This window comes from Spirilliplanes yamanashiensis (assembly GCF_016863475.1).
In the GTDB taxonomy this organism is placed as follows: domain Bacteria; phylum Actinomycetota; class Actinomycetes; order Mycobacteriales; family Micromonosporaceae; genus Spirilliplanes; species Spirilliplanes yamanashiensis.
Genome location: NZ_BOOY01000008.1, coordinates 42,560 through 58,212, shown reverse-complemented (window position 1 = coordinate 58,212; position 15,653 = coordinate 42,560). Strand labels below are relative to the sequence as shown.

14 protein-coding genes are annotated in these 15,653 nt (G+C 72.2%); 4 read left to right on the top strand and 10 right to left on the bottom strand.

What is annotated here, in order from left to right:
• Positions 1–29: 29 nt before the first annotated feature.
• Positions 30–947: an aldo/keto reductase gene (locus Sya03_RS07190; protein WP_203937400.1), complete on the top strand. Its 918-nt coding sequence runs from the start codon at positions 30–32 to the stop codon at positions 945–947.
• A 4-nt stretch (positions 948–951) separates the two neighbouring features.
• On the opposite strand, the gene Sya03_RS07185 is transcribed toward Sya03_RS07190, so the two are convergent.
• The 6 genes from Sya03_RS07185 to Sya03_RS07160 form a co-directional block, all read right to left on the bottom strand.
• On the bottom strand, positions 952–1,968 hold the full coding sequence (locus Sya03_RS07185) for a LacI family DNA-binding transcriptional regulator (protein WP_203937399.1): 1,017 nt from the start codon (positions 1,966–1,968) through the stop codon (positions 952–954).
• Between the two features lies 1 nt (position 1,969).
• The gene (locus tag Sya03_RS07180) at positions 1,970–3,403 is read right to left on the bottom strand and encodes a GH1 family beta-glucosidase (RefSeq protein WP_203937398.1); all 1,434 of its coding nucleotides are present in this window, start codon (positions 3,401–3,403) and stop codon (positions 1,970–1,972) included.
• Positions 3,400–4,212, bottom strand: coding sequence for a carbohydrate ABC transporter permease (locus tag Sya03_RS07175; RefSeq protein ID WP_239107216.1), 813 nt, complete (start codon positions 4,210–4,212; stop codon positions 3,400–3,402). Before Sya03_RS07175 ends, Sya03_RS07180 begins: the two co-directional genes overlap by 4 nt.
• A 117-nt stretch (positions 4,213–4,329) precedes the next feature.
• Complete coding sequence (locus Sya03_RS07170) at positions 4,330–5,328, bottom strand: carbohydrate ABC transporter permease (protein ID WP_203937396.1); 999 nt, start codon at positions 5,326–5,328, stop codon at positions 4,330–4,332.
• Positions 5,329–5,434: 106 nt separating this feature from the next.
• Positions 5,435–6,757, bottom strand: a complete 1,323-nt coding sequence (locus tag Sya03_RS07165) for an ABC transporter substrate-binding protein (protein WP_203937395.1) — start codon at positions 6,755–6,757, stop codon at positions 5,435–5,437.
• A 233-nt stretch (positions 6,758–6,990) separates the two neighbouring features.
• Positions 6,991–7,746 carry a maleylpyruvate isomerase family mycothiol-dependent enzyme gene (locus Sya03_RS07160; protein ID WP_203937394.1) on the bottom strand — a complete coding sequence of 252 codons (756 nt, stop codon included), beginning with the start codon at positions 7,744–7,746 and terminating at the stop codon, positions 6,991–6,993.
• Between the two features lie 55 nt (positions 7,747–7,801).
• Here Sya03_RS07160 and Sya03_RS07155 point away from each other — a divergent pair, with 55 nt between their 5' ends.
• Positions 7,802–8,875 carry a UDP-N-acetylmuramate dehydrogenase gene (locus Sya03_RS07155; protein ID WP_203937393.1) on the top strand — a complete coding sequence of 358 codons (1,074 nt, stop codon included), beginning with the start codon at positions 7,802–7,804 and terminating at the stop codon, positions 8,873–8,875.
• Between the two features lie 3 nt (positions 8,876–8,878).
• Here the strand turns inward: Sya03_RS07155 and Sya03_RS07150 are convergent, their stop codons facing one another.
• Positions 8,879–9,364, bottom strand: a complete 486-nt coding sequence (locus tag Sya03_RS07150; RefSeq protein ID WP_239107182.1) for a CAP domain-containing protein — start codon at positions 9,362–9,364, stop codon at positions 8,879–8,881.
• Positions 9,365–9,629: 265 nt separating this feature from the next.
• Here Sya03_RS07150 and pgfA point away from each other — a divergent pair, with 265 nt between their 5' ends.
• A complete protein-coding gene (pgfA, locus tag Sya03_RS07145; protein WP_203937392.1) occupies positions 9,630–10,688 on the top strand; it encodes a cell envelope lipid trafficking protein PgfA in 1,059 nt (352 codons plus the stop codon).
• 43 nt (positions 10,689–10,731) lie between these two features.
• Here the strand turns inward: pgfA and Sya03_RS07140 are convergent, their stop codons facing one another.
• Entirely contained in the window at positions 10,732–11,454 is a 723-nt protein-coding gene (locus tag Sya03_RS07140) for a class I SAM-dependent methyltransferase (RefSeq protein WP_203937391.1), read from the bottom strand.
• 92 nt (positions 11,455–11,546) lie between these two features.
• Between Sya03_RS07140 and Sya03_RS07135 the strand changes: the two genes are divergently transcribed.
• Positions 11,547–12,674 carry a glycosyltransferase family 4 protein gene (locus Sya03_RS07135; RefSeq protein WP_203937390.1) on the top strand — a complete coding sequence of 376 codons (1,128 nt, stop codon included), beginning with the start codon at positions 11,547–11,549 and terminating at the stop codon, positions 12,672–12,674.
• Positions 12,675–13,242: 568 nt separating this feature from the next.
• On the opposite strand, the gene Sya03_RS07130 is transcribed toward Sya03_RS07135, so the two are convergent.
• The gene (locus Sya03_RS07130) at positions 13,243–13,416 is read right to left on the bottom strand and encodes a DUF2613 family protein (protein ID WP_203937389.1); all 174 of its coding nucleotides are present in this window, start codon (positions 13,414–13,416) and stop codon (positions 13,243–13,245) included.
• Complete coding sequence (locus Sya03_RS07125; protein ID WP_203937388.1) at positions 13,413–15,377, bottom strand: MmpA family trehalose lipid delivery protein; 1,965 nt, start codon at positions 15,375–15,377, stop codon at positions 13,413–13,415. Before Sya03_RS07125 ends, Sya03_RS07130 begins: the two co-directional genes overlap by 4 nt.
• Positions 15,378–15,653 lie beyond the last annotated feature (276 nt).

Sequence of the window (15,653 nt, the reverse complement as noted above, 5' to 3'; positions counted from 1 at the left end):
GAGCGCACTCCAGGCTGTTGGCTGTGCACATGAGTGAGATCGTTCTGGGTGCGATGCTGTTCGGCACCCGACTGACGGAGCAGGAATCGTTCGCCGTCCTCGACCGGTTCGTCGAGCGCGGCGGCACATGGATCGACACCGCGAACTGCTACTCCTACTGGCTGGACCCGGCGGGCCAGGACGGGCAGAGCGAAGAGGTGCTGGGCCGCTGGCTGAAGGCCCGGCCGGGCCTGCGCGACCGGGTGCGGATCGCCACCAAGGCGGGCCACGGCCAGGTGAACGGGCAGCCGGAGGGGCTGTCGGCGGCGGCCGTCCGGTCGGCCGCCGAGCAGAGCCTGCGGCGGCTGGGCGTCGAGCACATCGACCTGTACTGGACGCACGTCGAGGACCGGTCGGTGCCGCTGGAGGAGACCGTCGGCGCGCTCGGCGAGCTGCACGCGGCCGGCGTCGTCGGCCGGCTCGGCGTGTCCAACCACCCGGCCTGGCGGGTGGCGCAGGCCCGGGACACCGCCCGGCGGCTGGGCGTCGAGCCGTACACGGCGCTGCAGCTGCGGCACTCTTACCTGCAGCCGCGCGTCGGGGCGGCGATCCCCGAGACGGCGCACCGGTTCGCCTGGCCCGAGACGCTCGACTACGTGCGCACGGAACCCGGCCTGGACCTGTGGGCGTACACGCCGCTGATGAACGGCGCCTACGTGCGCGACGACCGGCTGGCCGACGCCTTCGACCACCCCGGCACCGCCCGCAAGCGGGCCGCGCTGTCCGAGGTGGCCCGCGACCTGGGCGTCAACGCCAACCAGGTGGTGCTGGCGTGGCTGCTCGGCGGCGACCCGGCGGCGTGGCCGATCGTCGGGGCGAGCCGGCTGGAGTGGATCGACGAGGCGATGGACGCCGCGGAACTGAAGCTGGACGCCGAGGCGTGGCGGCGCCTCGACGTCCAGCTCTGATCCGTCAGGCCGAGGCCCGGACGATCAGCTCGGTCGGCAGCACGAGGGACGAGGACACGACCTCGCCCTTGATCAGGTGCAGCATCTGGCGGGCCATGGCCTTGCCGATGTCGGCGCTGGGCTGACGCACCGTCGTCAGGGCCGGGTCGCTGTACTTCGAGATCTCGATGTCGTCGAACCCGACGATCGAGACGTCGTCCGGCACCCGGCGCCCGTGCTGCTTGAGCACCGCGATCGCGCCGTGCGCCATCAGGTCGGACGCGCAGAACACGGCGTCCACCCGCGGGTCGCGTTCCAGCAGCTGACGCATCGCGTCGGCGCCCGACTCGCGGGTGAACGCGCCGATCGAGACGACCGGGCTGCGGTGCTCCTCGGGCACCGCGGCCCGGAACGCCTGGAGGCGCTCCTGCCCGGCGACCATGTCCTGCGGGCCGGCGATGGTGGCGATGCGCCGCCGCCCCTGCTCCAGCAGCCGGCTCATCGCCGCGGCGATGCCCTGGCTGTGGTCGACGTCGACGTACGGGATCGACGCCTCGTCGGCCGGGGCGAGGGGCCGTCCGCCGCACACCACCGGGATGCCCAGCCGGGCCAGCGCGCCGGGCAGCGGGTCGGCGCCGTGGATCGAGGCGAACATGACGCCGTCGACGTGGCCCGCCATGGCGTACCGCTCGACCCGGTCGTGGCTGGCCGACGAGCCCGCCATCATGAGCACGAGCTGCTTGTCGGCCGACTCGAGCTCGGCGCTGACGCCCCACACGATCGAGGCGAAGAACTGGTCGTCCGAGAAGACCCGGCTCGCCGCCTCGGGCAGGATCAGCGCGATCGAGTCCGTCCGCTGCGTCACTAGGCTGCGGGCGGCCTGGTTCGGCACGTAGCCCAGCTCGTCGACCGCCTGGTTGACCGCCTCCCGGATCGCCTCGGCCACCGTCGTCGACCCGTTGACGACACGGGAGACGGTCGCCCGCGAGACGCCGGCGCGACGTGCCACAGCCTCGAGGGTCGGCCGCTCCCGCGTCACCATGTCACTCCTCCGTACCGCCGGCGACCGCCAGGCCGTTCCGACGGATCACCTCCCGGTACCACCGGGCGCTGTCCTTGGGCGTACGCCGTTGCGACATGTAGTCGACGTGCACGATGCCGAAGCGCTTCTTGTACCCCTCGGCCCACTCGAAATTGTCCAACAGAGACCAGACGAAGTAACCACGCAGGTCGACTCCGTTGCTGATGGCATCGTGACAGGCGCGGAGGTGTCCATCCAGATAGTTCACCCGGAGCGTGTCGGTGACCCGCTCGTCGGGGCCCGGTCCGTCCGGATATGCGGCCCCGTTCTCGGTGATGAGCAGCGGCAGCCCGGGGTAGTCGCGGCCGATCCGGGTGAGCAGCTTGGTCAGCGCCGACGGCTCGATCTGCCAGCCCATGTCGGTCACCGGGCCCACGGGCTCGCGGAACTCGATGCCCTCGGTGCCCGGGTACTCCTCGACGTTGCCCGGCGCGCCCTCGCGGACCCCGACGTACGTGGGGCTGTAGAAGTTGACGCCCAGCACGTCGATCGGCTGGTTGATCAGGGCGGTGTCGCCGTCGCGCAGCCACGGCGTGCCGCCGAACCGCTCCAGGTGCTCCAGCACGTCGGCCGGGTACTCGCCCTTCACGATCGGGTCGAGGAAGATCCGGTTGTGCAGGCCGTCGACGAGCCGCACCGCCGCCTGGTCGGCCTCGCTGGCCTCGTCGAGCGGCAGCACCGACGCCGGGTTCAGCGTGATGCCGATGGTCTGCGCGCCCGCCGACCGCAGCGCCGCCACACCCAGGCCGTGGGCCAGGTTGAGGTGGTGCACGGCCGCGAACGCCGCCGCCGGGTCCTGCACGCCGGGGGCGTGCCGGCCGCTGGAGTAGCCGAGGTACGCCGAGCACCACGGCTCGTTGAGCGTGGTCCAGGTCTTCACCCGGTCGCCCAGCCGGCCGTACACCGCGAGGGCGTAGTCGGCGAAGGCCTCGGCGGTCTCGCGGTTGGTCCAGCCGCCGCGGTCCTCGAACGTCTGCGGCAGGTCCCAGTGGTACAGGGTGACGACCGGGTCGATGCCGTGCGAGATCAGCTCGTCGACGAGGCGGTCGTAGAAGTCGAGGCCGCGGTGGTTGACCGGGCCGGTGCCGTCGGGCTGGATGCGCGGCCAGGCCACCGAGAAGCGGTACGAGGCCAGGCCGAGGTCGGCCATGATGGCGACGTCGTCGCGGTAGCGGTGGTAGTGGTCGCAGGCGATGTCGCCGGTGTGCCCGCGGTACACCTTGCCGGGGGTGCGGCTGAAGGTGTCCCAGATGGACGGGCCCCGCCCGTCCTCGTTCGCGGCGCCCTCGATCTGGTACGCCGCGGTGGCCGCGCCCCACACGAAGCCGGCGGGGAAGCGCAGCTCCCCGGGCTCGTCCTGGCTCGCGGACGCGGGCTGCGTTGCGATGGCCGTCATCCCTTGACCGCTCCCTGCATGATGCCGCCGATGATCTGCTTGCCGAACACGATGAACACGATCAGCAGGGGCAGGCACGCGATGGCGGTACCCGTGAACACCTGGGACATGTCGCTGTAGTACCCGTTGGACAGGTTGCTCAGTGACAACTGCACCGTCGGGTTGTCCCCGTTGCCGAGGACGGCGAGCGGCCAGATGAAGTCGTTCCAGGTGGTCATGAACGTGAGCAGGCCGAGGACGGCCGCGGCGGGCCGCAGGGCCGGCAGCACGACGTGCCAGAAGATGCGGAAGGTGCTGCAACCGTCGATCCGGGCGGCCTCGATCAGCTCGTTGCTGACGGCCTGGGAGGCGTACTGGCGCATCATGAAGACGCCGAAGCCGGTGACCAGGGCGGGCACGATGACGGCCTGCAGCTGGCCGTCCCAGCTGAGGGTCTCCGACGCCATGATCATGTAGAGCGGGATGATGCCGAGCTGGGTCGGGACCATCATGGTGCCGATGATGATCAACAGCATGGCGTTGCTGCCGCGGAAGCGCAGCTTGGCGAACGCGAAGCCGGCCAGCGACGAGAAGAACACCACCGAGACGGTGACGGCCGTCGACACGATGAACGAGTTGCCGAGGCCGACCAGGAACATCGCGTCCGGGTTGGCGAACAGGCGCTCGACGTTGTCGAAGAAGTTCCCGCCCGGGGTCACGGGCGGCGGGATCTGGCCCAGCGAGTCGTTGCTGCGGGTGCCGACCACGAACATGTAGTAGATCGGGAACAGCGACAGCAGCGCCGCGACGACCAGCGCCACGTACGTCATCGGCGACGCCTGCCACAGGGCGGCGGCGCTCTCGCGCGGCTTGCGGGCCTTGGCGCGGACGGGCTTGAGGGCCGCGTTCGGCGGGGGCGCGTTGGTGAAGGTGCCGGTGGCCATGGGTTACCTCTTCCCCTCGCCGCTGATCCGGCGGGTGATGAGCGCGTTCGCGACCGCGATGATGACGATCAGCAGGAACAGCAGCCAGGCCACCGCCGAGCCGTACCCGAAGTTGTAGTACGGGGCGAACGCGTTCTCGTACATGTACATGGCGACCGTCTGCACCTGCCGCTCGGAGCCGCCGCGGATGCTGTCGGCGCCGGCGCTGAACAGCAGCGGCTCGGTGAACAGCTGCAGGTTGCCGATGGTGGAGACGATCAGGCAGAAGATCAGGGTCGGCTTCAGCATCGGGATGGTGATCGACCAGAACTGGCGGTTGCGGTTCGCGCCGTCGATCGCGGCGGACTCGTACAGGTCGCGCGGGATGGCCTGCATGGCGGCCAGGAAGATCAGCGCGTTGTAGCCGATCCAGCGCCAGTTGACCATCGTCGAGACCGCGATCCAGCCGGGGATCCGCTCGGCGTGCCAGTTGATGTTGTCGAGCCCGGTGAAGCCGAGCAGCCAGTTCGCCAGGCCGAAGTCGGTGCTGAAGATCTGGCCGAAGATGATGGCGACCGCGGCGGTCGAGGTGATGTTCGGGACCAGCGCGCTCATCCGGAAGAACGTCCGCGCCCGCATCTGGCGGTTCAGCGTGTTCGCGAGCCAGAGCGCGAGCAGCAGCTGGGGGATGGTCGCCAGGACGAAGATGCCCATCGTGTTGACGACGGAGTTCCAGAAGTCGGTGTCCTGCAGCAGCCGGCTGTAGTTGTCCAGGCCGACGAAGGGGTGTTCCTCCGCGATCAGGTCCCAGTCGTGCAGCGAGACCCACGCGGTGTAGACGAGGGGGAACGCGCCGAAGATGCCGAACAGCACGAAGAACGGCGCGACGTAGAAGTAGGGGGATGCCTTCATGTCGAAGCGGTTGGACCACACCCGCGGCGGCTTGTGGCGCCTGGTGGGTTGCCTCGGCGAGCGGCGGGGGTCGGTCCCGGCGGGCCGGCCGACGTCCGTCTGCAGGGTCATCGGAGCTTTCCTTCGGTGATGGGCCGTCCGGGGGCACCAGGAGGAGTGACCCGGAAAGGGACGGGGCCCGCGCGCCCGGAGACGACGCGGGCCCCGATCAGGTGCCTTACTTGGCGGCGGCCTTCTTGGCGTTGGAGATCGCGGTCTCCCAGCCCTTGGCGGCGTCGGCCTTGCCCTGGTCGATCTGCGTGACCGCGTTCTCGACCTCGGTGCGGACGGCCTGGTTCTTCGGGCCCATGTAGACGGGCTTCAGGGACTTGGCGCCCTCACCGAAGATCGTGCCGATCGGGGCGTCGCTGAAGTACGCGTTCTTGGCGTCCTTGACGGCCGGGTCGTCCAGCGCCTGGGTGCTGGCCGGCAGCGGGCCCTTCTCCTTGAACGCGCCGATCAGGCCCTCCTTGGAGGTCAGGAACTTGGCCAGCTCGTACGCCTCCTTCGGGTGCTTGCTCTGCGCCGGCACCGCGAGGTGCGAGCCGCCCCAGTTGCCACCCTCGCCCGGGATGCGGGCGATGTCCCACTTGCCCTTGGCGGACGGGCCCGCGTTGCCCTCGATGACGCCGGTCATCCACGCCGGGCAGGCGATCGTCGCGAACTTGGCCTGCTTGAAGGCGGCGGTCCACTCCGGGCCCCACTGGCCGTACTTGCCGGACAGCTTGGCGCTGATGATCTTGTTGGTCTGGTCGAACGCGGCCTTCACGGCCGGGTTCGAGTCGACGACCAGGTTGTTGCTGTTGTCGTAGTACGTGTAGCCGGTCGACTTGCCGGCCTCCTGCAGCAGGATCACGTTGAAGGTCTGCGCGGCACCGTCGAGGAAGGCGGCGCCGGTGTTCTTGGCGGCGAACTTCTGGCCGGTGGCCACGTAGTCGTCCCACGTCGGCCAGAGGGCCGAGACCTCGTCGCGCTCGGTCGGCAGACCGGCCTTCTCGAACAGGTCCTTGCGGTAGCACATCGCCATGCCGCCGACGTCCGTGCCGAGGCCGATGACCTGCGACTTGTCGGGGCTCAGGCCGGCGTCCCACTTCCAGGGCAGGAAGTTGTCCTTCAGCTCCGAGGCGCCGTACTGGTTCAGGTCCACGAAGTTCTTCGGGTTGGCCTTGTACTCGATCATCAGGCCCTCTTCGATGGCCACGATGTCGCCGGCGCCCTTGCCGGTCGCGAGCTGCTGGGTCAGCGCCGGCGAGTACTTGTCGAGGGTCTTGCCCTTGCCCCGGATCTCGACCTCGATGTTGGGGTTCTTCGCCATGTAGTCCTTGGCGAGCTGGTCGTAGCCGAACTCACCGAAGGTGTCGACGATCAGCTTGATCTTGCCCCCCGCGGGGGTGGTGCCGGCAGCGTCATCGTTGCCGCCGCCACAGGCGGCAACACCGAAGACACTCACGGCGGCGAGGGCTGCGGCGGCCAGGCGGCCGCGACGCGAAGTGACGCCCATGTGGGTGCCCCTCTCAGGCGTAAGGGATGTCGGGTGGGAAGCGTTTCGAAGGGTGATGCGCCTCACCGAGAGAGCGCTCCCCGGAAGAGTGCTTCCACGTCACCGGGATGTCAAGAGAGCGCTCTCACAAAGTTGCACGCGTGTTACATGCGGCGCTGTTTGGCCCGCGTCTGTCCTGGTTACACGTGTTCTCGCCGCATCACCGCAGGTCAGAGGCGGGTGACGGAGAGCGTTCAGCCGGTGCGCAGCGAATCGAGCAGCCCGGCGTCGCCCGTGACGGTCAGCACGTCCTCGGGGCGGGTGCGCCCCCACAGGGTCAGCAGCAGGTCGCTCGCCGTGCCGGCCGCGCCCACCCGCGCGTGGTGGTCGTCGGTGTCCAGGATCGTCGCCGTGTCGAGCAGCGCCACCCCGGGGCCGCGCAGCCGCACGAACCACTCCTGGTGCGCGTCGGTGGCCTGCAGGTGCAGCACGCCGTGCCGGTCCGTCGGGCCGCGCCGCCGGCCCGACGGCAGCCAGGTGTCCAGCACCTCGCTCACGCCGTCGGCGGCCAGCTTCGCCTCGACCGGCTCGGCCCGGCCCACCGCCATCTGCGCGTCCCAGCGGTGCACCGACAGCTCGTGCGCCAGCCGGCGGTGCCAGAACGCGGCCCGCTTGGCCTGCGGCGCCCAGTTCCACGCCGGCTGCTCCGGGTCGAGGGCGTCGAGCCGGGCCAGCGTCCGGGCGAAGGTCTCGTCGAACCAGGCCAGCGTCTCGGGCCAGGCCAGCTCGGGGGCGGACGGGCGCTCGCCCGGGTGTGCGGTGCCGGAGCCGGCGAAGCCGCCGACCCAGGCGAGGATGCCGCCCACGTGCCGGGTCAGGTCGGCCACGGTCCAGTCCGGACAGGACGGCACCGGGGTGGCGGGGTCGGGCTCGCCCACGGCGGCGCGCAGCGCCGGACCGTCGGCGCGCATCGCCGCCAGCCAGAAGTCCTTCGTGGCGTGCAACCTCATCGCGATCTCCCCGCCCGGCCGGTCCACCCCTGACCCGTCAGCCTAGGGTGAAACCGTGTCCGACGCCTACGCTGAACCGTCGTCCGCTGCCCCCGTGGCCCTGGGGGCGTACACGACGCTACGCCTCGGCGGGCCCGCCGGCCGGGTGGTCACCGCGACTGATCCGGACGAAGCGGTCGCAACCGTCCGCAAGACGGACGGCCCGCTGCTCGTGCTCGCGGGCGGCAGCAACGTCGTCGTGGCCGACGAGGGCTTCCCCGGCACCGTCCTGCTGCTGCGCACCCGCGGGATCGAGGTCGTCGCCCGCCCGGAGGGCACCGGCGCCGTCGAGGTCGAGGTCGCGGCCGGCGAGCCCTGGGACGACTTCGTCGCCCGCACGGTCGCCGAGGGCTGGTCGGGGGTCGAGTGCCTGTCCGGCGTCCCCGGCTCCGCCGGCGCCACCCCGATCCAGAACGTCGGCGCGTACGGCCAGGAGGTCGCCGAGACGATCGTGGCCGTCGAGGTCTACGACCGGCTCGACGAGGACACCCGCTGGCTGACGCCGGAGGAGTGCCGGTTCGCGTACCGCACGAGCGTCTTCAAGCACAGCGACCGGTGGCTGGTGCTGCGGGTCCGGTTCCGGCTCGTCGCGTCCGGCGAGTCCGCCCCCGTGCGGTACGCCGAGCTCGCCCGCGCCCTCGGCGTCGAGGTGGGCGCCCGGGTGCCGCTGGCCGACGCGCGCGCGGCGGTGCTGCGGCTGCGCGCCGGCAAGGCGATGGTGCTGGCCGACGACGACCCGGACACGTGGTCGGTCGGGTCGTTCTTCACCAACCCGGTGCTGTCCGCCGAGGCGTACCGGCGGCTCGTCGAGCGGGCCGGGGACGCGGGCGAGCCGCCGGCGTGGCCCGGCGCCGGCGGCACCATGAAGGTCTCCGCCGCCTGGCTGATCGAGCGGTCCGGCTTCACGAAGGGGTTCGGGGGTGCGGGCGGCGTGGCCATCTCGAGCCGGCACACCCTGGCGCTGACCAACCGCGGCGGCGGCACGACCGCCGCCCTGCTGGAGCTGGCGCGCACGGTCCGCAACGGCGTGCAGGACCGGTTCGGGGTCGTCCTGCACCCCGAGCCGGTCCTGGTCAACTGTGCGCTCTGACGGTCACCGCCAGCCGAAGTCCTGGGTGTAGTAGGCCTGGCCGCGGGTGTTGTAGACGACGCCGACGCCGACGGCCTTGGCCTTGCAGTTGAGGATGTTGCGGCGGTGGCCGGGGGAGGCCATCCAGGCGCGGACGGTGGTGGCGGCGTCGCGGTAGCCCCAGGCGATGTTCTCGGACAGCGGGGCGGTGTAGCCCTTGTAGGTGATGCGGTAGCCGAAGGAGGAGCCGCCGAAGCCGGTGTGGCTGAATCGGCCGGTCCGGGCCATGTGGTAGCTGTGGCCGCGGGCGGCGAGGGCGAGGCGGTTGTCGAGGCGGACGGGGCCGCAGCCGTGGGCCTTGCGCTGCCAGTTGGTGTAGCCGACGATCTGCGACTCGAGGGTGGTCGTCGCGGTGGCGGCGGAGGCGGGCGTCGCGATCATGAGCGAGCCGAGCAGCATGGCCGGGACCAGGGCGAGCAGTGCGAGGCGGCGGGTCGTCTTCGACAGCAAGATTCTGGGCCCTCTCGGATCACGCTTCCCGGCGGTGTCGCCGGGCTGACGTGACCCAAGTTCGGCATGTGCGCGGGACGCTTTGGTGTCCAGGCGTGAGCCTTGGGTTGCCATGCGGTTGCCGACCGTCATCGATGGGCGTGCACGACCGTCGTCGATGGACCGCGGCGTGGCCATCCCGTTAAATCGAGGTTCTTCCACGAAAAGCTACTCTGCGGTAACGTCCTCGCTGACTTGTGAGTTGGCTCACGTCAAGGAGGATCCGTTGAGGCGTGTCGTGGGCATCGTCCTGCTCACTCTGGGGGTGTTCGCGCTCACCTTCGGGGTGCTGCTGCGCACCGTCGTGTACGACCAGCTGGCCGTGGCGCCGCTCGACCCCGACGTCGAGACCGTCGCCCAGGGCACCGGCATGACCGTGTTCTACCCGGCGTCGGCCAAGGACACGACGATCGAGCCCGTGCGCACCGACGCCACCGTCACCGCGCGGCGCGTCGTCGGCGGCAAGCTCGACGCCCAGGAGGTCGTCAAGGACGGCAAGCTCGGGCCCGACACCGAGGTGCTCGGCGACGTCGCCCTGTGGCGCGTCGGCCTCGTCGTCGAGGACGAGAACAAGAACCTCGTGAACGCCGTCGAGCAGTGGGTCTGCGTCGACCGGCGCACCGCCGAGGGCGTCAAGCCCTGCTCCCAGCAGAAGGTCGACGACGGCAGCGGCCAGCCCGCCACCACCGAGGTCGACATGTCGGGGCTCAACTACAAGTTCCCGTTCCGCACCGAGCAGAAGAACTACACGTTCTTCGACATCACCCTGCGCAAGGCCACCCCGATCTCGTACAACGGCACCGAGACCATCAACGGGCTCGACACGTACCGGTTCGTGCAGACCATCGAGCCCGTGCAGCTCGACACCCGCGAGGTGCCCGGCGCGCTCGTCAACCAGCCCGGCGTGCCCACCGTCAGCGCCACCCGCTGGTACTCCAACGTGCGCACCCTGTGGGTCGAGCCGCTCAGCGGCACCATCGTCAAGGGCCAGGAGCAGGTCCGGCAGGTGCTGCGCGGCCCCGACGGCCAGGACGGCCAGGTCCTGCTCGCCGGCACCCTGACCTTCACCGACCAGACCGTCGCCCGGCAGGTCGACTCCGCCTCCGAGGCGGCCGGCAAGCTGCGGCTGCTCACCTCCACCGGGCCGTGGACCGCCTGGATCCTCGGCGCGCTGCTCATCGCCGGGGCCCTGTTCCTGCTGTTCGGCCCCGACCGCTACATCAAGACCCGGCACCGCCGCGGACGGGCCCCCGAACCCGTCACCGAACGCGTGCCGGTCGGCTGAACCGGTCGCCGGCCCGGCGGCCCGCCCACCGCGGGCCGCCGGCTCACCGGCGGCGCAACACCAGAGCGACGTTCCACGTCAGCACCTCCCGGGCGACCGGGACCCGGACGATCCACTGTGCCCACCGCGGGTGATAGCGCGCCAGGACGTCGACGACCGTCGCGCCCTCGGTGCCGCGCGCCCACGCCAGGGCCGCCGCCACCGAGAAGGGGAACAGGCTGTGACCCACGCGGTTCTTGGGCTGGCGCCCGGTACGCCGGACGTACCGTCGCCGGGCGTACTCCCCGCCCAGGTAGTGCCACGGCGCGGTCTCGTGGCCGCCGTGCGGCGACCACCACGGCGTGAACGAGGCGAACACCGTGCCGCCCGGCCGGGTCACCCGCACCATCTCGTCCAGCATCCGCGGCGGGTCCGGCACGTGCTCCAGCACATTGGACGAGTAGCACACGTCCACCGCCCCGGTGCGGATCGGCAGCTCCATCCCGCTGGCGCGCAGCACCCCCGCCCCGGCCGCCCCGCCCGGCATGTCACCCGCCTCCGGCTCCAGCCGCACGTACGTGGCGCCGGCCGCAGCGAACGCCTCCGTGAAGTAGCCCGGCCCGCCACCCACGTCCAGCACCGTGCGGCCCACCAGCGGGGTGTAGCGCCGCAGCTGCGCCACCGAGTCGTCCGCCAGGGTGCGGTAGAACCGGTCCGGGTCGGTCTGCTCCACCAGGAACGCGCGGAACAGCCCCACGGAACGCCGCAACGTCGCCTCGTGCGTCATCGCCCCTCCTTCGTCGTGCGGGTGGCCCGCTTCGTCGTGCGGGTGGCCTGTTTCGTCGTGCGGGTGGCTCGTCTCGTCGTTCGGGTGGCCCTGTGACCGCGCCCCGGGTGCTCGTCGCGAACTGGCGCGACACGTCGCACCCGTCCGGCGGCGGCTCCGAACGGTACGTCGAGCAGATCGCGCGCGGCCTGGCCGAGCGAGGATACGACGTCACGATCCTCTGCCCCCGCCACGAGAACGCCCCCGGCGACACCGTCGCCGACGGCGTCACCTTCCTGCGCCGCGGCGGCATGTACACGGTCTACCTGTGGGCCATGCTGATCACCGTGCTGCACCGGCCCGACCTCGTCATCGAGGTCCAGAACGGGCTGCCGTTCTTCTGCCGGCTCGTCACCCGCCGCCCCGTCGTCATGCTCGTCCACCACCTGCACCGCGAACAGTGGATCACCACGTACGGCGCCACCGTCGGCCGCTTCGGCTGGTGGATCGAATCCCGCGTCGCCCCGTACGTCTACCGCCGCTCCCAGTACGTCACGGTCTCCGAGACCACCCGCGCCGAACTCGTCGCCCTCGGCGTCGACGCCACCCGCGTCGCCGTCGTCCCCAACGGCCTCGACCCGGTGCCCGCCACCGTCACCCCGCGCAGCACCGTCCCCACCCTGGTCGCCGTCAGCCGCCTCGTCCCCCACAAGCGCCTCGAACACGCCATCGACGCCGTCGCCCGCCTCCGCGCCCGCTGGCCCGCCCTGCGCCTCGACATCGTCGGCCGCGGCCACTGGCGCGACACCCTGGAGGCGTACGCGACCACCCTCGGCGTCGCCGACGTCGTCCACTTCCACGGCTGGGTCGACGAACAGACCAAACACGAACTGCTCGCCCGCTCCTGGGTCCACGTCATCCCGTCCGTCAAGGAAGGCTGGGGCATCGTCGTCATGGAGGCCGCCGCCCACGGCGTCCCGTCCGTGGCGTACCGCTCCGCGGGCGGCGTCCGCGAGTCCATTCAGCACAACCACACCGGCCTCCTCGCCGACGACCCGGACGACTTCGTCGCCGACGTCGAACTCCTGCTGCGCTGCGGCATGCTCCGGGTGCGCATGGGCGGCGAGGGCCGCCGCTTCGCCCGCCGGCACGACTGGGACGAGAGCGCTGCGGCGTTCGCGCGGGTCATCGACGGGGTCCTGGCCACACCGGTCCGGGAGCGCCGGCCGGTACCGGCCTGAGGCTGCTCTTGGCGCTGCGGCGGGGTGTCTCTGCCCGCGGCGGCCGGTCCAGCCTTCCGGCACGAATGACCATGGAGGCCGCAAGCGCGGGGGCGGTTGAGGCGGTCTCGCACCGCGTGGTGGTCGTGGTTCTGCCGGCGGGTGCCAGTGGCCCTGCTTGCGGCGACGGTTCTGCCGGCGGTGGCGGCGGTCACGTCACCGGTCGCGGTCTTGCCGGCGGTCGCGGCCGCGGTCTTGCCGGTGGTCACCGTCTTCCCGGTGGTCGTGGTCCGGGAGGTGGTCGCGGTCTCGGCGGTGGTCGCGGTCCTGTTGGCGGTGGCGGGCCTACCGGCGACCGTGGCCCCGCCCCGGCGGTGGCCAGGGTGGGGTTCGGGATGCTGCCGCCGTGATCCGATATCGCGCCCGGTAGCGGCGTCGCCTCGCTGACCCGATGCCCGGCCGCAGGGCCAACCCCGCCTCATTCCGGTGCTCCGGCCCGCATCCCGGCTCTGGGTGGATCCTCCGGCCGCCGGGTCATGCCGTGCCTCGACCGCCGCCGGTGATGCCGGCGGCAGGAGGGTCGTGCGGCTCAGCGGGTGCCGTACTCCACCACGACGCCGGCGCGGAGGTTGCCGGTGGTGATGGCGTCCTCGACTTCCCGGTCGGGCGCGTTCGACGTGGCGAGCGCGTACGACGCCGTCACGGCCAGCGCCACGCCAACCACGGCCGAGATCACAATTCCCGCCACGATTCGCATCGTCATCCGCCTCTCCGGCTGCCATATACGGCGCTCAATCTACCGACCGGTAACCTCCTGTGCAACAGATCACGGGTCACGATTGCCACCGCGGCCAGCAGCACCAGCACGGCGAGCACGTCGGCCGCGATCACCGGGACGACCGGCGGGCCGCCGCGCGGGGCCGCCGCGACGGCGCCGGGCACCCGGTAGAGCGTGAGCCACTCTCCGCTGTGGACGACGTCGAGCCCGGCGAGGGAGGGCAGGTCGCCGGGCGTACCCCGCTCGACGAGGACCCAGCCGATGCCCGCGGCGCCGTAGTCCCCGGTTGCGACGGCGGCCTCGGCGCGGGCGGCGCGGGGGTCCTCGCCGCGGACGGTGACGCCGCCGACGGTGAGGGCGTCGGCCACGATCGCGCCGTACGGCAGGAGGCGGGGCGCCGGGTCGAGCTGGACGCGGTCGTCGTTCCAGGCGAACCGCCGGAACGGTTGCCACGGCAGCACGACGACGTCGCCGGGTCGCTCGTCGGCGGCCAGGAGGTCGTGCACGGTGGACCATTCGGCGGGGTAACGCACGGGTTCCAGCCGGCCGCCCGCGCCCAGCGCGAGCCCGGGCAGCAGGACCACCGGCAGCAGGATCGCCACGAGCGCCACCGCGGCCCGCACCAGCCGCGCCCCCGGCGACCCGCCCGCGCCCGAATCCACCCTCGGTGGCGAAACGACCCGGGACGAGATGGGGGAGGCGGCGGTGGAGGCGGCGGTGGAGGCGGCGGTGGAGGCGGCGGTGGAGGCGGAGGACACCGCGGCGGGCGAGGCGGGAGAGACCGCGGCGGCCGAGGCAGGGGCGGCGGGCGAGGTGGGGGATGAGGTGGCGGGGGGCGAGGGGTGTGGGTCCGTGGGTCGGGCGGCGAATGGGCCGGTGAGGGCGCGCGGCGCCACCGCCGCCAGGCGCGTCGTCGCCATCGCGCAGGCCGGCGCCGCCAGCAGTGCCCACCACGCCACCCACTTCTGCGCGTCCCGCAGCAGCCCCGCCCCCGGCACCGTGTCGACGACCCCCCGCAGCAACCCAGCCCCACCCGGCACAGCCGAGAACACCGCGAGCACCAGGCCCAGCACAGCCAGGACGCCGAGCGACACGACCACCCGCCGCCCCCACACGGCGGCGAGCGGGCGCAACCCGTACAGCGTGCCGGCCACGACCAGCAAGGCCGTCAAAGGCACGAGCAGGCCGTGCCGGCCGGGTGGGACGGTGGCGGCGTTCCAGATGCCGCCCAGGCCCAGGACCGCCGCGAGGACGCCGCCGGGCCCCTCCGAGCGGGAGGCGAAGGCGGCGACCGCGGCGGGGTCGGAGGTGGCGGCGGAGCCGTGCCAGACCGCGGGCACCCACCACGGGGCGTTCAGGGTGGCCGCGAGCAGGGCGGTCGGCAGGGCGCGGCGGCGGCCCGCCGCCGCGAGGGCCACCGCGGCGGACAGGACGCCGCCGGTGGGGACCAGGGCCGCCGGGGCCAGGGCGAGGGCGAGGCGGGCGAGGGTGTGCGGGTCGGCCCGGTCGCGTAGGCGCAGGGCCGCGGCGACGGTCCAGGGCAATGCGGCGTACGCGAGCAGCAGGGACCAGTGGCCTATGAGGAGGCGTTCGGCGACGTAGGCGTTCCAGCCGTACGCGGCGCCGGCCGCCAGTTGGGTGGGCAGGGTCGGCAGCAGGCGGGCGGCGCCGAGGGCCGCCGCCCAGACGAGCAGCAGCAGGGCGGCCTTCTGGACGATTTCGCCGGGCAGCACCGAGGTCAGCACGGCCACCACGGCGTCGGCGGGGACGGCGCGGGGCAGGGCGGGGCCGAGGCCGACGGACTCGGGCAGCAGGGGCTGGCGGGGGGTGAACACCATGTCGTAGCGCAGGACAAAGCCGGGGCGCAGCACCGGCAGGAGCATCGCGAGCGCCGGCAGGGCGGCCGCCAGCGGCAGCACCCACCCGCGCGTCCCGCGTTCCGTCACGCCGGAAGGTTACCGGGAGGTAGGGCGGCCGATAGGGTGCGTGGATGGCCGGCTCCGCGCACCGCCGTGCGGTCGGCGTCTCCGCCGTGCTGCTCGGCGCGAACGCCGCCAGTTATCTGCTGACCATCGTGGCCGCGCGGTTGCTGGACGTGCCGGCGTTCGGCGAGCTGAGTGCGTTGATGGCGTTGCTGGTCATCGGGGTGGTGCCGGCGATGAGCGCGCAGACCGGCATCGCGCTGCACGTGGCGGGCACCGGTGGCGGGCGGGCGGCGCTGC